This window comes from Caballeronia sp. INML3B, from assembly GCF_023631305.1.
GTDB classification, from domain to species: Bacteria; Pseudomonadota; Gammaproteobacteria; order Burkholderiales; family Burkholderiaceae; genus Caballeronia; species Caballeronia turbans.
Map to the genome: position 1 here is coordinate 172,256 of NZ_JALQDI010000039.1, position 23,080 is coordinate 195,335.

At 64.6% G+C, this 23,080-nt stretch carries 25 protein-coding genes and 1 pseudogene; 17 read left to right on the plus strand and 9 right to left on the minus strand.

Features of this window, described 5'->3' with window-relative positions:
• Positions 1–217 precede the first annotated feature (217 nt).
• Positions 218–889 (plus strand): hypothetical protein, encoded by a 672-nt coding sequence (locus tag NCS58_RS15190; RefSeq protein ID WP_061118369.1) that lies wholly within the window; start codon positions 218–220, stop codon positions 887–889.
• Here the strand turns inward: NCS58_RS15190 and NCS58_RS15195 are convergent, their stop codons facing one another.
• Together NCS58_RS15195 and NCS58_RS15200 are read right to left on the minus strand one after the other, a co-directional pair.
• Entirely contained in the window at positions 890–1,051 is a 162-nt protein-coding gene (locus NCS58_RS15195; RefSeq protein ID WP_250477314.1) for a hypothetical protein, read from the minus strand. It abuts the gene before it with no gap.
• A gap of 63 nt (positions 1,052–1,114) precedes the next feature.
• Positions 1,115–2,179: an AraC family transcriptional regulator gene (locus NCS58_RS15200; RefSeq protein WP_250477315.1), complete on the minus strand. Its 1,065-nt coding sequence runs from the start codon at positions 2,177–2,179 to the stop codon at positions 1,115–1,117.
• A gap of 145 nt (positions 2,180–2,324) precedes the next feature.
• On the opposite strand from NCS58_RS15200, the gene NCS58_RS15205 reads away from it, so the two are divergent.
• The 5 genes from NCS58_RS15205 (at position 2,325) to NCS58_RS15225 (ending at position 7,923) form a co-directional block, all read left to right on the plus strand.
• A complete protein-coding gene (locus NCS58_RS15205; RefSeq protein WP_061118368.1) occupies positions 2,325–3,458 on the plus strand; it encodes an acyl-CoA dehydrogenase in 1,134 nt (377 codons plus the stop codon).
• 42 nt (positions 3,459–3,500) lie between these two features.
• A complete protein-coding gene (locus NCS58_RS15210; RefSeq protein ID WP_061118246.1) occupies positions 3,501–5,207 on the plus strand; it encodes an AMP-binding protein in 1,707 nt (568 codons plus the stop codon).
• A gap of 12 nt (positions 5,208–5,219) precedes the next feature.
• Positions 5,220–5,990, plus strand: a complete 771-nt coding sequence (locus NCS58_RS15215; RefSeq protein WP_061118245.1) for an enoyl-CoA hydratase — start codon at positions 5,220–5,222, stop codon at positions 5,988–5,990.
• Positions 5,987–7,105, plus strand: a complete 1,119-nt coding sequence (locus tag NCS58_RS15220; protein ID WP_250538620.1) for an enoyl-CoA hydratase/isomerase family protein — start codon at positions 5,987–5,989, stop codon at positions 7,103–7,105. Before NCS58_RS15215 ends, NCS58_RS15220 begins: the two co-directional genes overlap by 4 nt.
• A gap of 107 nt (positions 7,106–7,212) precedes the next feature.
• Entirely contained in the window at positions 7,213–7,923 is a 711-nt protein-coding gene (locus tag NCS58_RS15225) for a hypothetical protein (RefSeq protein ID WP_061118243.1), read from the plus strand.
• Positions 7,924–8,028: 105 nt separating this feature from the next.
• Here NCS58_RS15225 and NCS58_RS15230 read toward each other — a convergent pair whose 3' ends face one another.
• A complete protein-coding gene (locus tag NCS58_RS15230) occupies positions 8,029–8,571 on the minus strand; it encodes a DUF6572 domain-containing protein (protein ID WP_061118242.1) in 543 nt (180 codons plus the stop codon).
• Between the two features lie 190 nt (positions 8,572–8,761).
• Positions 8,762–9,934: an AI-2E family transporter YdiK gene (gene ydiK, locus NCS58_RS15235; RefSeq protein ID WP_250477318.1), complete on the minus strand. Its 1,173-nt coding sequence runs from the start codon at positions 9,932–9,934 to the stop codon at positions 8,762–8,764.
• A 340-nt stretch (positions 9,935–10,274) separates the two neighbouring features.
• On the opposite strand from ydiK, the pseudogene NCS58_RS34365 reads away from it, so the two are divergent.
• The 3 genes and pseudogenes from NCS58_RS34365 to NCS58_RS34185 all read left to right on the plus strand — a co-directional run.
• Positions 10,275–10,696 (plus strand): annotated as a pseudogene (locus NCS58_RS34365) (quinonprotein alcohol dehydrogenase); the annotation flags it as partial.
• Between the two features lie 242 nt (positions 10,697–10,938).
• Entirely contained in the window at positions 10,939–11,547 is a 609-nt protein-coding gene (locus NCS58_RS15245) for a cytochrome c (protein ID WP_061118367.1), read from the plus strand.
• Between the two features lie 67 nt (positions 11,548–11,614).
• A complete protein-coding gene (locus NCS58_RS34185) occupies positions 11,615–11,743 on the plus strand; it encodes a hypothetical protein (protein ID WP_284502276.1) in 129 nt (42 codons plus the stop codon).
• Between the two features lie 34 nt (positions 11,744–11,777).
• Here NCS58_RS34185 and NCS58_RS15250 read toward each other — a convergent pair whose 3' ends face one another.
• Positions 11,778–12,068, minus strand: a complete 291-nt coding sequence (locus NCS58_RS15250; RefSeq protein WP_409219288.1) for a hypothetical protein — start codon at positions 12,066–12,068, stop codon at positions 11,778–11,780.
• Positions 12,069–12,125: 57 nt separating this feature from the next.
• A complete protein-coding gene (locus tag NCS58_RS15255; RefSeq protein ID WP_061118366.1) occupies positions 12,126–13,040 on the minus strand; it encodes a LysR family transcriptional regulator in 915 nt (304 codons plus the stop codon).
• A gap of 107 nt (positions 13,041–13,147) precedes the next feature.
• Between NCS58_RS15255 and NCS58_RS15260 the strand changes: the two genes are divergently transcribed.
• Entirely contained in the window at positions 13,148–14,119 is a 972-nt protein-coding gene (locus tag NCS58_RS15260) for an alpha/beta fold hydrolase (RefSeq protein ID WP_250538622.1), read from the plus strand.
• 55 nt (positions 14,120–14,174) lie between these two features.
• On the plus strand, positions 14,175–15,143 hold the full coding sequence (locus NCS58_RS15265; protein WP_061118365.1) for a glutathione S-transferase family protein: 969 nt from the start codon (positions 14,175–14,177) through the stop codon (positions 15,141–15,143).
• Here NCS58_RS15265 and NCS58_RS15270 read toward each other — a convergent pair.
• On the minus strand, positions 15,131–15,982 hold the full coding sequence (locus tag NCS58_RS15270; protein ID WP_061118238.1) for a 3-hydroxybutyryl-CoA dehydrogenase: 852 nt from the start codon (positions 15,980–15,982) through the stop codon (positions 15,131–15,133). The genes NCS58_RS15265 and NCS58_RS15270 overlap by 13 nt on opposite strands.
• A gap of 115 nt (positions 15,983–16,097) precedes the next feature.
• Positions 16,098–16,577 (minus strand): 2,4'-dihydroxyacetophenone dioxygenase family protein, encoded by a 480-nt coding sequence (locus NCS58_RS15275; protein ID WP_061118237.1) that lies wholly within the window; start codon positions 16,575–16,577, stop codon positions 16,098–16,100.
• Between the two features lie 121 nt (positions 16,578–16,698).
• Between NCS58_RS15275 and NCS58_RS15280 the strand changes: the two genes are divergently transcribed.
• The 5 genes from NCS58_RS15280 (at position 16,699) to NCS58_RS15300 (ending at position 20,635) form a co-directional block, all read left to right on the plus strand.
• Positions 16,699–17,625, plus strand: coding sequence for an ABC transporter ATP-binding protein (locus tag NCS58_RS15280; protein WP_061118236.1), 927 nt, complete (start codon positions 16,699–16,701; stop codon positions 17,623–17,625).
• Entirely contained in the window at positions 17,622–18,383 is a 762-nt protein-coding gene (locus NCS58_RS15285; RefSeq protein ID WP_061118235.1) for an ABC transporter permease, read from the plus strand. The genes NCS58_RS15280 and NCS58_RS15285 overlap by 4 nt, the downstream gene beginning before the upstream one ends.
• Before the next feature lie 43 nt (positions 18,384–18,426).
• Positions 18,427–18,909 (plus strand): peptide-methionine (R)-S-oxide reductase MsrB, encoded by a 483-nt coding sequence (gene msrB, locus NCS58_RS15290; protein WP_061118234.1) that lies wholly within the window; start codon positions 18,427–18,429, stop codon positions 18,907–18,909.
• 31 nt (positions 18,910–18,940) lie between these two features.
• Entirely contained in the window at positions 18,941–19,522 is a 582-nt protein-coding gene (locus NCS58_RS15295) for a hydrolase (protein WP_061118233.1), read from the plus strand.
• Positions 19,523–19,585: 63 nt separating this feature from the next.
• Positions 19,586–20,635, plus strand: a complete 1,050-nt coding sequence (locus NCS58_RS15300; RefSeq protein WP_061118232.1) for a patatin-like phospholipase family protein — start codon at positions 19,586–19,588, stop codon at positions 20,633–20,635.
• A 380-nt stretch (positions 20,636–21,015) separates the two neighbouring features.
• Here the strand turns inward: NCS58_RS15300 and NCS58_RS15305 are convergent, their stop codons facing one another.
• Positions 21,016–22,179, minus strand: coding sequence for a metallophosphoesterase (locus NCS58_RS15305; protein ID WP_061118231.1), 1,164 nt, complete (start codon positions 22,177–22,179; stop codon positions 21,016–21,018).
• Between the two features lie 255 nt (positions 22,180–22,434).
• Between NCS58_RS15305 and NCS58_RS15310 the strand changes: the two genes are divergently transcribed.
• Complete coding sequence (locus tag NCS58_RS15310) at positions 22,435–23,034, plus strand: hypothetical protein (protein WP_086961040.1); 600 nt, start codon at positions 22,435–22,437, stop codon at positions 23,032–23,034.
• Positions 23,035–23,080: the final 46 nt, after the last annotated feature.

Sequence of the window (23,080 nt, forward strand, 5' to 3'; positions counted from 1 at the left end):
GCAATGCAGCGTCGTGTCGCATGCGTGGCATCGAGCGGCGCGCGGTTATCCGCCACGCTTGCCGACGACGGTAGTATGGTGTTTTATGCGGTATGTGGACGGCGCACCGGTCGCGGTGCGCAGCGATATTCGGGAACCGGATATGCATGCGCGCGGATCTGGTGCGCGCAACGCCGATGCGCCCAATCGGACGCGTCGGTCTGCCTGGAGCCTGTTCATGGAAGATTTCGACGAAACGCTGTTCCTTGTCTGGCGAGCCAATATGAACGTGCTGGTCGGCTCGCCGGGAGGCGCTGCGCGCCTCGCGCGCATGATGAGCTTCTCGCCGACGTTCATGAAGCTGATCGTCGCCGGTCAGCGCGATTTCAACGAGGAGTTCGTGCGCGGTATCGAGCTCGTGACTGGCCTGCCGCCGCACTGGATGGACGAGCGCCGCACGCTGGAAGACGTGCCGCCGGACGTCCTGCGCGCGATCGACGAGGAAACGCCGATGGCCGTGTTTCGCGGCACGGCCCATCCCGCGCCGAAGCGCTCCGTGCTGCGCGGCCCGGAACCGCTGCTTTCCCAGACCGAGGCGACGCGCCGCGTCGCCGATCTCGCCCAGCAACAGGCCGAGATGAACCGTCGCGATCTGCTTTTTCGCAAGAATCGCGAACTGCTTTCACAGGATTTGCGCCGCCTGGAGCGCCAGCTCGGCCTGCTTCAGGTCGAAGGGATGCAGCCGAAGGTCGACGAACTCATCGCGTCGGATCGCATGAGCGAGGCGGCGAAGGCCGACCTGACCGGACGTCTCGAACAGATCGACAAGCACGTGAAGCTCTTACATCAGCATGTCGAGAAGCTCGTTGTGCTTCTTTCGAGCCCGGACGAGCCCGAGGGGGGCGAATAACTATTTCTTCCTGCCGTCCCTCGGGGTGTCCGGCTCGGGGTGCACGGCGATCGGGTCGCTCGCGGGAAAGGTTTCTTCCAGCGCTTCGTCGAGCAAGTCCTCTTCGTTATCCGGCTTCGGCTGGTCCTGTTTCGAACGTTCATCCCGGCTGACTTTCTTCATGGTGCGCTCCGTGATGCGAAGTGATCGTCGATCCAATATAGCAGCCCCGATGCGCCCTCGCAGTCAGCCTTCGCGGCGGTAATCCGCGGGGCGCACGCCCGTCCACTTCCTGAACGCGCGCCGGAACGCGCTCGGTTCCGCGAAACCGAGCGCATCGGCGATTTGCGGAATCGTCTCCTGCGTGTGCGCGAGGCGCGCGATCGCGAGGTCGCGTCTCAATGCGTCCTTGATCGCCTGATAGGTGAGGCCTTCCTGCTTCAGGCGGCGCCGCAGCGTCGCTTCGGCCATGTGGAGCGCCGCCGCGATGCTCTCGGCTTCGGGCCAGTCCGTCGGCGCGGTTTGCTTCAGGCGCGTCCTGACGCGCGCCGCGAGCGAATCCGGATTGCGATATTTCACGATGAAATTCGCCGGCGCGTCGCGCAGGAAGCGCTTGAGCGTGGCGGGCGTCTGCACGACCGGCAGCGCCGCGCATTCGGCCGACAGATCGACGAACGAGCGCGTCTCGCCGAAACGCAGATCGTTGCAGAGCATCAGCCGGTATTCGTCGCTGTCGGCGGGTTCGGCGCAGCGCATCTGCGCCGCCAGCACCGGAATGCGCCGCCCGACCAGCCAGCACAGCAGCCCGTACACGAGGATGAAACCCGTCGCGTAGGCGAACATCGTCTTGGGCGCGCCGGTGTCCTCGAGCCAGATGCGCACCCGCCTTTCGTCGATGTCGACCTCGAACCTCAGCTCATCCAGCACGATGCGCATGAAGTTCGAGATGCGTGCGAGCGCGTGCGCGCCGTCGCGCGAGGACAGCGCCGCGTGGCACAGCAGCACGAAGCTGCCGCGCCGCATCGGATGCGCATCCTGGCCGAAGAACTCGTCGTCGAGCGCGTCGGCGGTGGCGTTCCACAGCTTGCCGTACTGTACCGGCGACACGCGCGCGCGCGGTGATTCGAGCGTCGCCGGCGCGATGCCCGCGGCGGCCAGCAATTGCTCGCGCGCGACGCCGCGCGCCTCGGCGCATCGCAACGCCGCTTCGACGAGACTCGGCGAAATCGAATCGCGCTCGATCTTCTTTTTGGGACTTGGGGTTCTCACTAGGTGGCCAAAGCGCTCAGTTAGCGTGATCGTTTTGGGCATCGGCTAAGGTCCGGCGATTGCCTAGACTCGTGCTCAGACGGCCCATCCGCCCTTCATCGACCGACCCGGCGGCGGCCAGAAAGTGTATCCGATCGATCCAGCCCGCCGCGCCGGCCCAGCCCCATTCACCGAAAGACGAAACATGATCGACGCATTTCTCACCGAAGAGCAGCGCATGATCCGCGACGCCGCTCGCCAGTTCGCAACCGAAGTGCTCGCGCCGAATGCGGGGCAGTGGGACAAGGACGGCGCCATTCCCGATGCCGTCGTGCGGCAACTGGGCGAGCTCGGCCTGCTCGGCATGATCGTGCCCGCGGAGCTCGGCGGCACCTTCAGCGACTACACCGCCTACGCACTCGCGATGGAAGAGGTCGCCGCCGGCTGCGCATCCTGCGCCACGATGATGAGCGTGCACAACTCCGTCGGCTGCGGTCCGATTCTCGCCTACGGCACCGACGCACAAAAGGCCGAATGGCTGCCGAAGCTGGCGAGCGGCGAGATCATCGGGGCGTTTTGCCTGACGGAGCCGCAGGCCGGCTCGGAGGCGAACAATCTGCGCGTGCGCGCCCTCGAGAAAGACGGCAAGTGGGTCATCTCCGGAAGCAAGCAGTTCGTGACGAACGGCAAGCGCGCGGGCGTGGCGATCGTCTTCGCCGTCACCGATCCCGATCAGGGCAAGCGCGGCATCTCGGCGTTCATCGTGCCCACGAACACGCCAGGCTTCAACGTCGGCGCGCCGGAGCACAAGCTCGGCATCCGCGCGTCCGATACCTGTCCGATCACCTTCGACGATTGCGCGATTCCCGCGGCCAACCTGCTCGGCAAGCGCGGCGAGGGCCTGAAGATCGCGTTGTCGAATCTGGAGGGCGGACGCATCGGCATCGCGGCGCAGGCGCTTGGCATCGCGCGCGCGGCTTTCGATGCGTCGCGCGCCTACGCGAAAGAGCGCGTGCAGTTCGGCAAGCCGATCCACGAGCATCAGTCGGTCGCGAACATGCTCGCCGACATGCAGACGCAGATCAACGCCGCGCGCCTCCTGATCCATCACGCGGCGCGCATGCGCACGGAAGGCGTTCCGTGCCTGTCGGAGGCATCGCAGGCGAAGCTGTATGCGTCGGAGATGGCCGAGCGCGTGTGTTCCGATGCGATTCAGATCCACGGCGGATACGGCTATCTGCAGGATTATCCGGTGGAGCGTCATTATCGCGATGCGCGCATCACGCAGATCTACGAAGGCACGAGCGAAGTGCAGCGGATGGTGATCGCACGCAACGTTTGACTCGCGCTTAAAAAAACAGCCTTGCATCGGACCGGAGACGCAATGAACGACGCCCACGCTTTCATCGAAGCACGAGACTTTCTGTTTGCTCATCGCACCGATTACGACACCGCGTATCGCGACTTCAGATGGCCGTCGCTCGATCGCTTCAACTGGGCGCTCGACTATTTCGACCCGATGGCGCGCGGCAACGATGCGCCCGCGCTGCATATCGTCGACGAAAGCGGCGGCGAGACGCGTCTTTCGTTCGCGCAGATGAGCGAGCGTTCGGCGCGCGTCGCGAATCATTTGCGCGGCCTGAACGTGAAGCGCGGCGAACGCATCCTGCTGATGCTGCCGAACCGCGTCGAGCTATGGGACACGATGCTCGCCGCGATGAAGCTCGGCGCTATCGTCCTGCCGGCGACCACGCAGCTCGCGCCGGCCGATTTGCGCGACCGCATCGCGCTCGGCGGCGTGCAGCACGTGATCGTCGATGCGGCGGAAACACCGAAGTTCCATGACATCGGCGTGCCCGGATTGCGCATCGCCGTGGGCGGCGCGAAAGAGGGCTGGCTTGCGTTTGAGACCGCTTACGATGCATCGCCGGAATTTGTTTCGGATGCCGTAACGAACGCGAACGATCCCTATCTGCTGTATTTCACGTCGGGCACGACGTCGAAGCCGAAGCTCGTCGCGCATACGCATCAGAGCTATCCGGTCGGCCATCTGTCGACGATGTACTGGATCGGCCTGCAGCCCGGCGACGTGCACTGGAACATCAGCTCGCCCGGCTGGGCGAAGCATGCGTGGAGTTGCTTCTTCGCGCCCTGGAATGCGCAGGCGTGCGTGTTCATCTACAACTTCAGCCGTTTCGATGCCGCCCGCGCGCTCGATGTGCTCGTCCGATACGAAGTGACGACGCTCTGCGCCCCGCCGACCGTGTGGCGCATGCTCGTGCAGGAACCGCTTGCATCGTACGAAGTGAAGCTGCGCGAGATCGTCGGCGCGGGCGAGCCGCTCAATCCCGAAGTCGTCGAGCGCGTGCAGGCGGCCTGGGGCGTGCCGATCCGCGACGGCTACGGCCAGACCGAAACCACCGCGCAGATCGCGAACACGCCGGGCCAGCGGCTCGTGCCGGGCTCGATGGGCCGTCCGCTGCCGGGGTATCGCGTGGCGCTGCTCGACCCGGACGGCCATCCGGCGGAGGAAGGCGAGATCGCGCTCGTGCTCGATCCGCCGCCGCTCGGCCTGATGACCGGTTACGCGGACAATCCGAAAGCCACCGGGAACGCGATGCGCGGCGGCTTCTATCGAACGTCGGATGTCGCGGCGCGCGGCGCGGATGGCTACTTCGTCTATGTCGGCCGCGCGGACGACGTGTTCAAGTCGTCGGATTACCGGTTGAGCCCGTTCGAACTGGAAAGCGTGCTGATCGAGCACGAGGCGATCGCGGAAGCGGCCGTCGTGCCGAGTCCCGATCCGCTGCGGCTGTCGGTGCCGAAGGCGTTCGTCACGCTGCGGCACGGCTATTCCATCGGGCCGGAGCTGGCCAAGAGCGTGTTCGCGTTCTCGCGCGAGCGGCTCGCACCCTACAAGCGCATCCGGCGTCTGGAATTCGCGGAATTGCCGAAGACGATTTCCGGCAAGATCCGCCGCGTCGATCTGCGCAGGCAGGAGATCGCGCGCACGCAGGATGGCGCGCGCGGCGAGTTCGAGTTCTGGGAAGAGGACTTTCCGGAACTGCGTCAGACCAGCAAAGCCGACTAAAGGAATCCCACGATGATCGAAGTCACGCGCGACGGTCCGACCGTCACGATTCGTCTCGCCCGCCCGCCGGCCAACGCATTCACGGCCGATGGTCTCGCGACGCTGCAGGAAACCGTCGACGGCCTCAACCGCGATGCCCACGTGCGCGCGATCGTCGTGACCGGCACGGGCCCGAAGTTCTTCAGCGCGGGCGCTGACCTCAATCAGTTCGCCGATGGCGACAAGGCTCACGCGCGCGTCGCCGCGCAGCGCTTCGGCGCGGCATTCGAGGCGTTGCAGAACGCGCGCGCGGTGACCATCGCCGCGATCAACGGCTACGCGATGGGCGGCGGGCTCGAATGCGCGCTTGCCTGCGATCTCCGCATCGCCGAGGAACATGCGCAGATGGCGCTGCCCGAAGCGTCGGTCGGACTGCTGCCGTGCGGAAGCGGCACGCAGACGCTGCCGTGGCTCGTCGGCGAAGGCTGGGCGAAGCGCATCATCCTGACGGGCGAGCGTGTGGATGCGCAGACCGCACTGCGCATCGGTCTCGTCGAGGACGTGGTCGCGAGCGGCGGCGCATACGAAGCCGCGCTGAAGATCGCGGCCCGCGTCGCGTCGATGAGCCCGGACGCCGTCGCGTACTCGAAGCCGCTGATTCACGCCGCGCGCGAAGGCATACCGCGCCGCGCTGCATTGGCGCTGGAACGCGAGCGCTTCGTCGATCTTTTCGACGGCGCGAATCAGCGCGAAGGGGTGGCCGCGTTTCTCGAAAAGCGCAAGCCGCAGTGGGGCGCGTCATGAGCACGCAGGGACTGTTGCATGACGCGCCGGAAGTCGGCTTCGAGATCGTCAATCGCGTGGCGATCGTCACGCTTGACCGGCCGCACGCGTTGAACGCGCTGTCGCACGACATGATCGCGCGCCTCACCGAACGCTTCGCGCAGTGCGCGGGGGACGCGTCGATCGCAGCGGTCGTGCTGCGCGGCGCGGGCGACAAGGCGTTCTGCGCGGGCGGCGACGTGCGCAAGCTCTATCACGCGGCGCGCAGCGATCCGCATCACGACACGCCGTGGCTGAAATTCTTCATCGACGAATATCGGCTCGATTTCACGGTGCATCGTTTTGCGAAGCCCGTGATCGCGCTGATGGACGGCATCGTGATGGGCGGCGGCATGGGGCTCGCGCAAGGCGCGGCGCTGCGCATCGCGACCGAGCGCACGCGCATGGCGATGCCCGAGACGCGCATCGGCCTGTTGCCCGATGTCGGCGCGACGCACTTTCTGCGCGTGCTGCCGCGCGATCTCGCGCTCTACGTCGGCCTGACGGGCGCGCGTCTATCGGGCGCCGATGCGAAGCGCGTCGGGCTCGCCGACGAATGCGTGCCATCGACATGGCTGCGCGGCTTCGTCGAGCGCCTCGACAACATGCGCTGGGACGATACGCAGGACGCAATGACGCAATTGAAGCGCGTGTTCGTGCCGGCCGCGAACATCGAACGTCACGCGCCGCTCGACGATATCCGCGTGCACATCAGGCGCCATTTCCCCGCGTGCGCGACGGGCGGCGTGGAGCGCATCGTCGCGTCGCTGGCGATGGATGAATCGGACTGGGCGCGCACGACGCTCGCCACGCTCGAAAGCCATTCGCCGACGATGCTCGAGGTGACGTATCACGCGCTCATGCGCGGCCGTCAGATGACGCTTGCGGATTGCTTTCGCATGGAGTTGGGGGTCGTGTACCGCGCAATCGACGACGGCGATTTCATCGAAGGCGTGCGCGCGCTCATCATCGACAAGGACGAGCGGCCGCGTTTCGCGCCGACGACACTCGCGCAGGTGCGAGCGGAGCGTGTGCAGCACTTTCTCTCATCGCCGTGGCGCAGGGACATGCATCCGCTCGCGGACCTGGGCGCGTGATCGTCTGAGGGAAATCGCAAGCAAATGTATCTGCGGCGAACCGGCGAAATGACCGGTGGTCGAACGGGGCTTATCGACCATCGGACAATTCAAGAGGGGAACCGACCATGTCGAACCGTACGTCACGGATCGCAGTCTTGTCGGCCGGCATCGCATTCGCGTTGATCGCGCCGGCCGCATCGTATGCACAACTCAATCTCCAGCAGTTCGGCTTCGGCAGCGGCAAGGCCGATGTGGCGGCAGGCGCGAACGGCGCGACGCAGCCCTCCGCGTTGAACTCGCTCGTGCAGGGCTATCTCGGCGCGAACCAGCAAGTGCTCTCGGGACAATCGACTCTCGCATCGGCGATGGGCATGTCGAGCGTCGCGAGTCAGGCGCAATCGGCGGCGGGCTTGTTATCGGGGGCATCGGGCGGAAGCGGCGTGCCGAGCACGAGCGTGCTGTCGCAACTCGGCGGCACGCAGCAGAGCGTGTCGCAATCGCTGATGCAGGCGTTCACGAGCGGCTCCACGCCGCCGCCGACGGCTGCGAGCAAGCAAAGCTTCAGCGACGGTCTCGCCTCGCTCGGGCAGGGCGTGAAGCAGTACGCCGGCCTGCAATCGGATCTCGGCTCGGTGACGAATTCGATGAACATGTCGTCGCTGTTGCAGGCCGGCTCGAATCCGGCGACCGCGCAGGCTGCGAGCTATATCGCGCAATCCGCGCCCGGACAGTTGCAGTCGCTGGTGCAGACGCTCTCGCAAGCGGTGCAGTACGCGAAGACCAACGGCATTTCGGTACCGTCCGTCGCTTCAGCGGCATTGAGCGGCGTGAAGTGATGCGTGCGTGACGTGTGCGGCGCGGTAATCATCCGCGATCCGCGCCAAAGGGAAGCGGCGGGCTCAGGGACGGGCCACGCCGCTTTTTATTGATCCCGCACGATCTCAGTGACTGGCCGCCTGGCGCATCACGAGACGCCTGAGCATGGGCAGCGCTTGCGGCCGGCGCGCTTTGCGCATCAGCGGCGGGAGATACGAGATATCGGCGATATCGGCGAGTTCTTGCGCGTGCGGGTCCGCGTCGAGCACTTCCAGCGCGGGCGGCTCGACCGGCTCGGCATTGACGTGCTCCGGCTTGTCGACCGCGATGCCGAGCGAATGACGTACATCCACGCCACGGATATGCGCCTTATAGCCGGCGTCGGCGAGCAGGCGTTCGCGTGATTTCCAGAACTCGATCCCGGACGGCGTCATGGGATGCATCGACACGTATTCGACCACGATTTCATAGCCGCGGACTTTCGGATAGTTCAGCAGCAATTTGCCTGAACGAATGTAACGGATGTAGCGGTCGATCTTTTTCGTGAGCAAATCCAGGTGCTCCTTTTCGTCGCGCCAGTCGAGATCATCAAAGAGTCCGACATACACGCGCCCGTAAAGAACATTCACTCCGATGTAATCGATGGCGTCCACGTCACGCAAAGACATGGTCAATCCCCTGCGCCCTCAAAGGGCAAATCACGATGGATTGCATTGTAGCGGATTCAACTTGCCAATTAATCGAGAAACACGGCATTAACTGGGAGAAGGTCTCATTTTCGTAAGAGTCCGAATTCTCGATTTAAGTGGAATCTTATTGTCGCGAACAAAATCAACAAAGCGCCAATATATTTATCATTCAGGTCTGTCTTCTCGATGCATCCGCAAGATCCCGTGTGGACGGGGCTTTCGCGATTTCTTCATTGCTCATCGCCTCGACTTGCGCAAGCGGCGGCTGTTCATTGATCCACGCATCCAGAATCGTCGACGTCACCGCGAGAATGACTGGGCCGATAAATAATCCGACTATTCCGAACGCAAACATGCCGCCGAGCACGCCGGAAAGAATCAGCATCATCGAAAGATTCACGCCGCGTTTGATGAGAATGGGCCGCAGGAAGTTATCGAGCATCGCAATCATGATCGACCACACGAGCAGCAGCGACGCGGCGATATTCGAGCCGTGCCAGAAAAGAAACGCGACGCCGCCGAGCAACGGCAGCAGCGGGCCGATCTGCGCCAGACACAGCATCAGCATGATGGCCGTGATGATGCCCGCCGCCGGCACGCCCGCGACCGCGAGCCCGATGCCGCCTAGCGCCGACTGCGTGACCGCCGTCACGACGATGCCGAGCGCCACCGCGCGGATGGCGAGACCGGCGAGCTTGACGGCTTCCGCGCCGCGCTGTGCCGCGATGCGCGTCGCGAAGCGCGTGACGAATCGTCCCGCCGCCTCGCCGTTCATGTACAGGATGCCGGAGATGATGACGGTGATGACCATGTGCATCACGAACACGCCGACGACCGCGGCATGCGACAGCATCCAGCGGGCGGCGATCGTCACGTAGGGCTCGAGTTTCGCGAGCAGGCCGCCCGGGCCCGCATCGGACAGCGACTGCCATTCGCTCGCGATGCGCGCGCCCGCGAGCGGAATGTCGTGCACCCAGCCCGGCGGCGGCGGCAGCGCGTAGGAAGGCAGGCTCTTGATGGCCGCCATGATCTCGCCGCCGTGCAACGCGAGTGTCGAGATCGCTTCATAGAGCGGCAGCACGATGACGATCAGAAGGATCAGCAGCATCACGGTCGTCGCAATCCAGCGGCGGTTGCCGCAGCGGCGCTGCACGGCGAGCATGAGCGGCCAGGTCGCGACGACGATCGTCGTGGCCCAGATGAGGCCCGGCAGAAACGGGCGCAAGATGTACAGGCTGCCGACCGTGAGCGCGGTCAGGATCGTGATGACGAGCAGGATCCGCGCGATATCCACCGGCTGGCGGGGATTCGGATTCGGTTGCCCGTTGGATAGGATTGGCATGGTGCGTCCGGATAAAAGTGATGGTCGATGCGGCGCCCGGCTACGGGCATGGCGCGCAACGCGTGATGAACAAGCGACATGCGAAAGCCGGCGTCCGGCAAGCCGCTACCGCGTAACGGGCGCAATCATAACGGCACTCCAATCCATACTACTAAAAATCGGGGTGCGCCTGCCCCTGAAATACCTTTCGTCGATGCGTGACGCGTCGAACGAAGTCTTTGCACGAAATCTGGAAATGCCTTTTTGAATTGCCTATTCTTTGGTGCGGGCGCAGAAGAGGGCAGGCTATGTTCCGCCGCGCACCGCGAGGAACAACACAAGAACGATCTGGGAGACTGACATGGCCGGTTTTTCCCGCACCTCGCTCGTTGCGCTGACTGTTGCCTGCGGTGCTGTCGGTATCGTGACATCCCATGGCCGGTGCCGAGTCCGCTGCGATCCGCCTCGCAGCAGCAGCTCGACGGCGCAGCGGGCGACAGCGCCTCGTGGCGGCATTCGAACGGATCGTATGCCGAAGCGCGCTATGCGCCTGCGACGCAGATCAATACCTGGAATGTGGCGAAGCACAAGCCCGCGTTCATCTTCCAGACGGCCGTGATGGAGTCGATGGAAACCGCGCCGATCGTCTCGAACGGCGTGATGTTCCTCACCCCGTCGTACAACCACGTCTATGCGATCGACGCGGTGACGGGCAACGAGTTCAGGCATTACAAGCACAAGATGGGACCGGTCACGACCTTCTGCGGCGGCCCGAACAATCGCATTTCCGACGCGATGATTCCGCCGGAAGGCGTGTGGACCCTGCCGACACCGACCGGCGCGCGCATGCTGCCCGGCGCCGCCACCGGACGCAAGCTCTGGGCGTTCCAGTGCGGCGCTGGCGTCAATGCGCCGGCCGTGCCCTATATGCTGAACGGCAAGCAATACATCGCGGTCGCGGCGGGCGGCAATACGCTGCTCGGCTTCAAGCGCGGCAATAGCCTGCTCGTGTTTGCGCTGCCGTGATGCCGACGCGCACGAAACGTCTGCGGGTCTGGCTCGTCTACGTGTTGTGGATCGTTGCGTGCCTGCTGCTGTCGCTGCCTTCGCGGTCCCGCGCGGATGCGCGGGCGGCTGCCACGAAGGCTGCCGTCTGCACGTCGTGTCACGGGCTCGGAGGCAACTCGACGACGGGCGACTATCCCTCGCTCGCGGGACAGACGTCGCGCTATCTCTATCTGCAATTGCGCGACTTCAAGGCGGGGCGCCGCAGCGATCCGCGCATGTCGCCGATGGCCGCGAATCTCACACCCGGCGACATGCACGACCTCGCCGATTACTTCGCCGCGCAAAAGCCGATCGCCACCGACTTCAAGGCGGACCCGGTGAAGGTCGAGGCGGGCAGGAAGAAGTCCGAAGAGATTCGCTGCACGATGTGCCATCTCGGCGGCTTTTCAGGGCAGAACGAAATTCCGCGCGTCGCGGGGCAGCAGTATCCGTACATCGTGAAGCAGTTGCAGGACTTCCGCGACAGGAAGCGCACCAACGACGCGGGCAACATGACGAGCGTGTCGAAGAATCTCACGGACGCGGACATCGAGAACCTGGCGAATTACATCGCGAATCTGCAATGACGCTTTCGAAGGCGCACATAACGATGACAAGAACCCTTCGCTTGCCGGCGCTCTCGCTGTCGATGATGTGGCGGGCACGATCGCTTACGCGCAGCAGGACGCCTACACGCTCAACGAACGCCTGCTGTCCGCCACCCGCGACGGCGATCAGGCAGCCGTCACGCGTCTGGTTCGGATGACCCTGGTTCGATCGTGATGCCGCGTGCGCTCATGCCCAATGCCCTTCGGCCCTACGCCAGGTCGGCCCGCGCTGCACCCATGGACGCGGCATCCAGCGATAGCCCCCGTGGACCGGCCGCCAGTGGCCCGTCGCCCAGACAGAGGCCGCGATGCCAGCGCCCCGGGTCACATGCGTAGCCCGCGCGCGGAGGCGGTTCGACGCGCGGCGGCGCGGCGGGCGCGATGACGATGGCCTGCGCGTCGGCAGGGCTGATGTGCAGGGCGGCGAGCGGAATCGCGACGACCGGCGCGAGCACGGCGGCCGAAAGCGCCGCGCCCAGCGGCGAGTGTGTTTTTCTCATGACGTGTCCCGTCGATTCAGGTTGCGACGAGACATCGAACGCAGTTATAACCGGGTCTTACGCGAACGCGTCGATCCCTTCGACGAGACGCTCAGCGAGGCGCGGCTGCCGCAATTGCTGCGTCCACCATTGCAGCGCGCGCCCTTCGTGATCGCCGCGCCATGCGACGTACAGGACGTTCGGCTCGCGCGGATCGGCGGTTTCCTTCTCGACGAGTTCGCCGCGCGCAAGCAGCGTTTTCACGCGATGCCGTGGCACCCAGCCCGTGCCGAGCCCTTGCCGCTGCGCGAGAATTTTCGCGCGCATCGTCGGCACGGCGAACGCGGCCTGGCCGCCGAGCACCCCGTATGCGCGCCCCGCCGAGCGCGACGAATCCGCGACGACGACCGCCCGATGCGCCGCGATCTGATCGCGCTTGAGCGGCCCGCGCACCGTCGCAAGCGGATGGCGCGGCGACACTGCGAACGCCCATTGCATCACGCCGAGCTCGAACCAGCGCAGGCCGGGGATCGCCGGCGGCTCGTTGGTCGCGCCGATGATCAGATCCGCGCGGCCGTCGCGCAAGGCTTCCCAAGTGCCGCCCAGCACTTCATGGGTGATGCGCAGCGCGACGCCGGAATCGAGCGCATCGAACGCCTGCACGACCGGCAGCAGCGTTTCGAATTCGAGAATCTCGTCACAGACGATCCACAGCCGGTCTTCCCAGCCGCTCGCGATCTGCTTCACGCGCTGCGCGAGGCGCGATACGTCGAGCATGAGACGCGATGCTTCATCGGCGAGAAGATGGCCGGCGGGCGTCAGTTCCAGACGATAGCGGCGCCGGTCGAAGAGCAGCGCGTCGAAGCGCGTTTCCAGTTGCCGCGCGGCATGCGACACCGTGGACGGCGCCTTGCCGAGACGCGCCGCCGCGCGCGAAAGGCTGCCGGTTTCGCGGATCGCGTCGAGCAGCGAGAGTTCTTCCTCTGACAACATGTTCGACTCCATCGAACGAGTTCATCGTCCGGATCGTACGGCAAAAGCGGTGCGGCGGATCAACATGAGCGTCATCGGGATAACCCAACTTTCGATGGAGCTGAACGATGAACGCCTTCCTGCACACTATGCGCCGCGCCGCCGGCGTGCTTCTCGCCGCCGCCGCCCTGCAGCCGGTCGCGCATGCCGCAAACGCGCCGCGTGCGCCTCAGGCGGCCGCCGCCGCGAGCGCGATCCAGTCCCGCACGATCGATGCGAACGGCGTCGGGATTCACTATCTGCAAGCCGGCCACGGCGACGCGACGCCCGTCGTGCTGCTGCACGGCTACACGGAGACGAGCCGCATGTGGCAGCCGCTCGTGACGCGTCTCGCGGGCGAGCGCGTCGTGATTGCGCCCGATCTCCCGGGCGCGGGGGGCTCGGCGATGCCGGCTTCCGGCTACGACAAGAAAACGCTCGCGCAAGACATTCACGCGATGGTCCAGGCGCTCGGGTTTCGCAAGGTCAAGCTCGTCGGGCACGACATCGGGCTGATGGTCGCGTATGCGTACGCGGCGCAATATCCCGACGAAGTGGACAGCATCGTGCTGATGGACGCGTTCCTGCCCGGCGTCGGCGACTGGCAGAAAGTCTGGCTCTTGCGCGACAAATGGCACTTCAACTTCTACGGCGACACGCCGGAAAAGCTCGTGCGCGGCCGCGAGCGCATCTTCTTCGAGCACTTCTGGAACGACTTCGCCGCCGATCCCGCGCGTTCGGTGAGCGAGGCGGATCGCCGTTACTATTCGGCCCAGTACGCGCGCAATGGCCGCATGCGCGCGGGCTTCGAGTATTTTCACGCGTTCCCGCAGGACGCGAACGATTTCGCCGCCTTTGCCCGAACGCCCCTGCAGATGCCGATGCTCGTGCTCACGGGCGAACGCGCGTCGGGCACGTTCCTGATCGATCAGGCGAAGCTCGTCGTGACCAACGTGCAGGGCGTGGTCGTACCGGGCGCGGGCCACTGGCTGATGGAAGAAGCGCCGGACGCGACGATCGCGCAACTCGTGCGCTTCATCGACGCGCCTTCATCGAACTGAGATGCAGCGATGCCGCGGCGCGCGTCTTGCGCAGCGGCGCTCAAGGAGAACGGAAATGGGACTTCTCGTCGACGGAAAATGGCAGGACAAATGGTACGAAACGGCGTCGACGGGCGGGCGCTTCGTGCGCAAGGACGCTGCCTTTCGCAACTGGGTGACGGCCGATGGCGCGCCGGGGCCGAGCGGCGAGGGCGGTTTCGAGGCTGAAGCCGGTCGCTATCACCTGTATGTCAGCCTCGCGTGCCCGTGGGCGCATCGCACGCTCATCGTGCGCGCCCTGAAGGGGCTGGAAGCCATGATCGACGTATCGGTCGTGAACTGGCTGATGCTGGAACACGGCTGGACCTTCGACGACGGTCCGGGCGTCGTGCCGGACACGATCAACGGCGCGCGCTATCTGCATCAGGTCTACACGGCGGCCGATCCGCATTACAGCGGCCGCGTGACCGTGCCGATCCTGTGGGACAAGGCGCGCGGGACGATCGTCAGCAACGAATCGTCGGAGATCATCCGGATGCTGAATTCGGCGTTCGACGGCATCGGCGCGAAACCCGGCGACTACTATCCGCGCAAGCTTCAGGACGACATCGACGCGCTCAACGCCCGCATCTACGACACGGTGAACAACGGCGTCTACAAGGCGGGCTTCGCGACGACGCAAGCCGCGTACGAGGAAGCGGTGATGCCGCTTTTCGAGACGCTCGATTTTCTCGAAGAACGCCTGAGCACGCGTCGCTACCTTACGGGCGAGCGTTTCACCGAAGCAGATATCCGCCTTTTCACGACGCTCGTGCGCTTCGACGCGGTGTACGTCGGCCACTTCAAGTGCAATCTGCGGCGCATCGCGGATTATCCGAATCTCTCGCGGTTCGCGCGCGAGATCTACCGGATGCCGGGCGTCGCGGCCACGGTGAACTTCGAGCACATCAAGCGGCATTACTACGAGAGTCATCGGACGATCAATCCGACGGGCATCGTGCCCGCCGGACCGGCGCTCGATTTCGACGCAGCTCAATCGTACTGATACACGCCGCGCTTCGTCTTGCGGCCGAGACGCCCCGCCGAGACGAGTTCGCGCAGCAGCGGGCACGCGCGGTACTTCGAATCGCCGAAGTCCTTGAGGAACACGTCCATCACCGAGAGGCATACGTCGAGGCCGATCAGATCCGCGAGCGCAAGCGGGCCGATCGGATGATTCGCGCCGAGCTTCATGCCCGCGTCGATTTCCTCCGCGCTCGCGACGCCTTCGTAGAGCACGAAGAACGCTTCGTTGATCATCGGCACGAGAATGCGGTTGACGACGAAGCCCGGAGAGTTGCGCACGCCGATCGGCGATTTGTCGAGTTTTTCGGTGAGTTCGCGCACGGCGGCAGCGGTTTCATCGCTCGTCTGCACGCCGCGAATCACTTCGACGAGTTGCAGCAGCGGCACCGGATTGAAGAAGTGCATGCCGATGAAGCGCTCGGGCGCGGCGAGCGTCGCGGCGAGCGCGGTGATCGAAATCGACGACGTGTTCGACGCGATGATCGCATCGGCGCGTGCAGCCCCTTCGATCTGCTTCAGGATGCGATTCTTGAGCTCGGCGTTCTCCGTCGCGGCTTCGATCACGATGTCGGCGTTGGCGAGGCGCGCGTAATCGGTCGATGTCTCGATGCGCTTTAACGCTGCATCGCGCGCGGATGCTTCCAGCTTGTCCTTCGACACGAGCCGCTCGAGGCTGCCCGTGAGCGCGGCGACGCCCTTGGCGAGTGCGGCGTCGGTGACGTCGATCAGCACGACCTCGAAGCCCGCGACGGCCGCGACCTGCGCGATGCCGTTGCCCATGGTTCCCGCGCCGACGATACCGACGGTCTGAATCTTCATGCTTTTGCTTCTCCTTGATCTGCGCCGGCCGGAAGCGGCCGGCAAACCGGAAAGGGTCGAAAGCGCGCGATGCGCATCCAGGCGTCGATTCTAACCAGTGGAAAAGGCTGCGGCGTTACCCGAAAGCCGTCAGATCTTTAGGGGCGATGCCGTTTGCATGACAGAAGGCGGCGTAACGTTCCCAGCCGCTCTTCCAGTTTTCAGCGGCGAGGACGTGGCCGCTGTCGTTCACGAAGAGCAGTTCGCCCTGGATGATGTTGAGCGTGACGATGTCCGCGCTGCCCGAATCCCCCGCAAGCGCTTCCGGCGTATGACTCGACCCCGCTGTCTCGTACACGATGCTCCCCGGCCCCGCGATCCAGTCGTGCTCGCGGTACTTCCAGCGCCCCTCGACCGTATAGACGATCACGGTTCCCGTATGCCGATGCCGGGGCATCTGGCCTTTCGCCGGCGCCTTCATGAGCGCGATGACCTCGCCGCGGATCGGATCCAGCTTGAAATACTTGACGAGCACGCGCTCGCTATACGGTGTGAACGGCACCCACGGCAGGTCCGCGTCGTTGAGGCAGGTGGTCTGGATCTGTTCGAACAGCATGATGTCGGCTCCCGGTATTCAGCAGTGCATTGTAGGCAGTGCCGGGCCCGGCGAACATCGGCCGAACGGACGACCCCTTTCGTCCAAGCCGGATCGCGCGGTATCTGATATCGTCCACGCCATGCCAACCATCATCACTGTTTCCAACTTGTCCAAGACCTACGGGTCGGGCTTCCGCGCGCTCCGGGACGTGAATCTGGAGATCCGCCGCGGCGAAATTTTTGCACTGCTCGGCCCGAACGGGGCGGGCAAGACGACGCTCATCAGCACCGTCTGCGGCATCGTCAATCCGAGCGAGGGAAAGGTCACCGTCGCGGGCCACGATATCGTCACGGACTATCGCGCCGCCCGCGCGATGATCGGCCTCGTACCGCAGGAACTCACGACCGACGCGTTCGAGACCGTCTGGGCGACCGTGTCGTTCAGCCGTGGCCTCTTCGGCCGGCCGAAAAATCCTGCGTATGTCGAGAAGGTGCTGAAGTCTCTCTCGCTATGGGCGAAGAAAGACAACAAGATCATGACGCTCTCGGGCGGCATGAAGCGGCGCGTGCTGATCGCGAAGGCGCTTGCGCACGAACCCGAGATTCTCTTTCTCGATGAGCCCACGGCCGGCGTCGATGTCGAGCTGCGGCGCGACATGTGGGACCTCGTGCGCGAACTGCAGCGCAACGGCGTGACCATCATCCTCACGACGCATTACATCGAGGAAGCGGAGGAGATGGCGGACCGCATCGGCGTCATCAATCGCGGCGAGATCGTGCTCGTCGAGGAGAAGCGCGAGCTCATGCGCAAGCTCGGGCAGAAGAAGCTCACGCTGCAGCTCGAGCAGCCGCTCGCGCATATTCCCGCGCCGCTCGAGCCTTACGGTCTCACGCGCTCGGCGGACGGCAGCGAGCTCACTTACACGTACGACGCGCATGACGAGCCGGGGCGCATCATCGCGCTGTTGCGCCACGTCGACGAAGCCGGCGTGCGTTTCAAGGATCTGCAAACGACGCAAAGCTCGCTCGAAGACATCTTCGTGAGTCTCGTCAGGGAAGCCAAATGAATCTATACGCCGTTCGCGCGATCTACCGTTTCGAAATGGCGCGCGCCGGGCGTACGCTGATGCAGAGCATCGTGTCGCCCGTCATTTCGACATCGCTTTATTTCGTCGTATTCGGAGCGGCCATCGGCTCGCGCATTCCGGAAGTGGACGGCATCAGCTACGGCGCGTTCATCGTGCCCGGGCTCGTGATGCTGTCGCTGCTCACGCAAAGCATCGCCAATGCGTCCTTCGGCATCTATTTCCCGAAGTTCACGGGCACGATCTACGAATTGCTGTCCGCGCCGGTGTCGCACTTCGAGCTCGTCCTCAGCTACGTGGGCGCGGCCGCGACCAAATCCGTCATCCTCGGCCTGATCATTCTTCTTACCGCACGATTATTCGTGCCGCTCAGGATCGATCATCCTGTCTGGATGATCGTGTTCCTGCTGCTCACATCCGTGACGTTCAGCCTGCTTGGGTTCATCATCGGCATCTGGGCGGACGGCTTCGAGAAATTGCAGATCATTCCGCTTCTGATCGTCACGCCGCTCACGTTTCTCGGCGGCAGCTTCTATTCGATCAACATCCTGCCGCCGTTCTGGAAGGCCGTTGCGCTGTTCAATCCGGTCGTCTATCTGATCAGCGGCTTTCGCTGGAGCTTTTACGGGCTCGCCGATGTCCAGGTCGGCGTGAGTCTCGGCATGACGCTGGTGTTTCTTGCGGTATTTATCGCGATCGTTGCGTGGATCTTCAGGACGGGATACCGGCTCAAATCGTAGCGCGGCGCCGGCCGGCGAATGCAGGCATGAGGGCGGTCATCGGATGAAAATCATGGGACGCACGAAGCGCAATCTTCTCGGCGTGATGGCCGCTGCATTCTCCGGCGGCGCGGGCACTTCGGCGCCCGCCCGATCGTACGATATCGACTACAGCAGCGCGGAGTGGCGCCGCCGTCTATCGTCGGAGCAATTCCGCGTGCTCAGGCGCGGCGGCACCGAGCCACCGTTCGCGAGCCCGCTGCTCAAGGAGCGTCGTGACGGCACGTATGCGTGCGCGGGATGCGGGCTCGCACTGTTTTCGTCGGCGACGAAGTTCGACAGCGGCACCGGCTGGCCGAGCTTCTGGAAACCTGTCGATGGCGCCGTCGCGATGCACGCGGACGCGACCGGTCACATGCGCAACGAGGTGCATTGCCGGCGCTGCGGCGGACATCTCGGCCATGTCTTCGACGACGGACCGAAGCCCACGGGCCTGCGCTACTGCATCAACGGCGCGGCGCTCGAATTCCGGAACGACGAAGCCTGAGGCCACGCATTCATCCACCTTCCTCGCGACCATGAACGCTCCTGAACTCAAGCTCGACCCCTCGAAGACCGCGCTCGTGCTGATCGATCTGCAGGCGGGCATCGCCGCCTTGCCCGTGCAGCCTCACGACGCCGCGAGCGTACTTGCCAATGCGCGCGCGCTCGCCGATCGCTTTCGCACGCTCGGCGCGCCGGTCGTGCTGGTCAAGGTGGCGTTTCCGAACGGGCCGGGCGGCCTGCGTCCGATCACCGATGCGGGACAGGCGCAGGAAGCGCCGGAGCCGGCGGGCTGGAGCGAGCTCAGCGCGGAACTGGGCGTGCAGGCGTCCGATATCGTCGTCACCAAGCGGCAATGGGGCGCGTTCTACAACACGGATCTCGACTCGCATTTGCGCCGCCGCGGGATCGACACGATCGTGCTGGGCGGCATCGCGACGGCCATCGGCGTGGATTCGACTGCACGCGGCGCGCACGAGCGCGGCTATCAGCAGGTATTCGTCGAAGACGCGATGAGCGACCTGCACGCCGATACGCACGAATCGACCTGCCGCTATATCTTCCCGCGCATCGGTCGCATTCGTTCGACGCAGCAGGTGCTCGCGGCGCTGGCATAGCGGCGCGCGTCGCCTATCCTGTAGCGTACGTCCGATGTCGACGGACGCAAGCGAGGTGCGGTGATGGCGGCCATTCCGAAAGTAGCGATCGCATGTCAGGGCGGCGGCAGCCATGCGGCGTTCGCCGCGGGCATCCTTGACCGGCTGCTGAGCGGCGAGTTCCTCAACCGCTTCGAACTCGTGGCGCTGTCGGGAACGTCGGGCGGCGCGATGTGCGGCGCGCTCGCGTGGGCGGGCCTGCTGCTCGGCGGCCCTCCCGATGCCAGGCGGCGCCTCGCCGGCTTCTGGAAGGATCTGGAGGCGCGCGAGGGGCCGGACATCGTCGCCAATGCGGTCGGCACCTGGTATGCGCGCCTGCCCGTCAACGCGGAAATCAGCCCGTATCTCTATCCACCGGTCGCCGAGGAGCGTCTGCGCGAACTGCTCGACAAGCATCTTCCGTTCGCGTCGCTGCCGACGGAGCCGAAGCAACGCGCGCAGCCGACGCTTCTTGTCGGCGCGACCGATGTGCGTACGGGCGATCGCGTCATCTTTCCCGGCGACAGGCTCGATCAGGATCAGCTGGTCGCATCGGCCGCGGTGCCGCCGCTGTATCGCGCCGTCGCAGCCGACGGGCGCATGTGCTGGGACGGCCTCTTCAGCAGCAATCCGCCAGTGCGCGAATTCACCGATCTCGGGCTCGACACGCGGCCCGACGAAATCTGGGTCGTGCAGATCAATCCGCAATATCGTCGCGAGTTGCCCGAATCGACGAACGAGATCATCGACCGGCGCAACGAACTTTCCGGCAATCTCGCGCTCGGGCAGGAGCTTTACTTCACGACGCGCGTAAACGAACTGCTGAAAGCCGACAAATCATTGGAGAAGCGCTACAAGCCGATCAAAGTTCGCGTCGTGCAGATGCAGCTCGACGCAAGGGATTATCCCGGGCCGCTCGACTATGCATCGAAGCTCGATCGCAATCCGGCGCTGATTCATGCGTTGATCCGCAAAGGACGCGAGCGGGCGGAGTGGTTTTTCGATGCGCGCTCCGACTGGCCGAGGGAAGGCACGGCTCCGCACAAATGCGTCTATGCGTCGACGCCAGCGGCGATGTCGGCTAAGGCAAGATGAATATTCGTACCGGTGATATCGATGCGATGCTCCGGCGTTTAGGAAAGGTCTTGTGGCCTTGGCCTTTGTGTTCCCTTACTTTGTAGTCACTCGCCGGCGGGGCCCCGCCTGCCGGTTCGAGCGCGTCCGTTCATCCCCCTGTTCGGGCGCGGCGCTTTCCCCAAGCGCTGGACGCGCGGCGCTTTCCCCAAGCGCTGGACGCGCGGCGCGGTAGCGTCGCGCGTCTTTTTTTTGGTTCTTCGTGGGTTTTCGGAGAGCGGTTGTGGGTAGGCTTTAGTCGGCGTGAAGAGACCCTGACGATGCGACGTGTAGCGTGGCTGAGTTGGGGCGCCAGGCGCCGTTCCCCGGCATTGCGCGAAGAACCGTTTTATCCAATCCCATCACCCACCCGCCGAAGCCACAAGCCGAACAAGCGTGATCTCCGACGGCGCTCCCAGCCGCTTCGGCGGTCCCCAATACCCGGTACCCCGACTCGTATAAACCCAAAGCCCGTTGAACTTCACAAGCCCCGCAACAAAGGGTTGCTGCAGTCGCACGAAGAAATTCCACGGCAGGAACTGGCCGCCATGCGTGTGTCCCGATAGCTGCAGCGTGAAGCCCGCTTCGGCCGCCGCCACGGCGCTGCGCGGCTGGTGCGCGAGCAGCACGCGCACGGCGGCATCGGCGGGGGCGCCGCTGATCGCCTTCGCGGGGTCGCTGCGATGCGCGGGATCGAAACTGCCTGCGCTGAAATCCGTGACGCCCGCGAGCACGGCCTGCGCGCCGTCGTGATTCAGCACGACATGCTGATTGAGCAGCACGGTCAGACCCAGGCGCCGGAATTCGGCGATCCACTTGTCAGCGCCCGAGTAATACTCGTGATTCCCGGTCACGAGAAACGTGCCATGCCGCGCGCTGAGGCCCGCGAGCGGGCGCGTGTGTTCGGCGAGATTCGGCACGGTGCCATCGACGACATCGCCCGTGACGGCGATCAGATCCGGTTTGAGCCCGTTGACGGCCGCCACGATGCGTTCGACATAGTGACGCTTGATCGTCGGCCCGACGTGAATGTCGCTGATCTGCGCGATCGTGAAGCCGTCGAGCGCGGCCGGCAGATCGTCGATGGGCACGTCCACACTCACGACCGGCGCGCGCCGCCGCGCGTTGTAGAAGCCGATCGCCGAGAAGAGCACGGCCAGGAGCGGCACGGCGAGCGCGCTATAGGCGACCAACGCCGGCGAGCCGACGGGCGCGCCGCGCATCCAGTCGACGAGATGCACGAAGAACAGAATCACGTCGCGCGCGAAGGTCAATAAAAGCAGCGACGAGAAAAACCCCAGTGCGGTCAGCCCAAGCCAGGCCAGGCGATCCGCGAGCGACTGCGGCTCGATCTGCCGGGCCGCCATGCCGAGAGGAATGACGATGACTGATGCCGCGAGCAGGACCGCCGCCAGCACCTTGAGCGGCAGGCCAACGGGCGCGTCCGGGATGAGCCGCATGCCGACATAGACATGAAACAGAACACCGATGCCGATGAAGCGGAGAAAGAATGCCGAGCGTCGCATAACACCCCTGGAGGGATCGAAGAAGCGGCAGGCGGACGGGCGTGCGCCCGTGCGGGATAGGGACCGATTTTACCGGTTCGACGCCATGCTTGCCTTTGACAGTTCCAGTCAGGCGCAGGTCGACTCGTAACATATCGTGTGATGAGTTGGATTCGCACTGTGTCGCGCGGTATATATAACGCGGCCCCGTCGCTAAGGCAGTGGTCAATAAAGTTGAATAATCTGCACTACAAATCTAAAAGAGGGATGCATGCTATGAACGTGAAACTGTTTGCGATATCGATTCTCTGCGCGTCGGCAATCATCACGTCGACGGGCGCTGCCATGGCTCAGAACGAGCCGCTCGCAACGTCCGCCCAGAAGGTCGTCAGCGTGGCCGAGCCGATACGCGTCGAGGCGACGATCATCGGTATCGACGCCGCCAACCGCACGCTGATGGTCCGCGGTCCGCGCGGGGACGCAACCGTGCTGGTGACCAAGGAAGTCACGAACTTCGACAAGCTGCACGTCGGCGACAAGGTCGATGTGCTCTACAAGAACGCGTTGCTCGTGAGCGCCGAAAAGGTGAAGGGTAAGGGCGAGCGCGCGCGTGTCGATACGACGGCGTACCAGCCGACGTCGGGCGAGAACGGTGTGACGGGCTTCGACGCGGCACGTCAGGTCGAAGTCCTCGCGACGGTCGAGAACGTCGACAGCAAGAAGCGCAGGATCACGTTGCGCGGCCCGTGGCGCACGGAGACATTCGATCTCACGCCGGACTTCGCGGCGCAGAAACTCAAGAAGGGCGACATGATCCACGCCGTGTTCGTCTCGGCGACGGCGGTGCAGGTCACGCCTGTCGCCTCGGCGAAGTAACTCGCCGGGAATCGGCGCAAACAAAAAGCCTCGGCACGCATGTGTC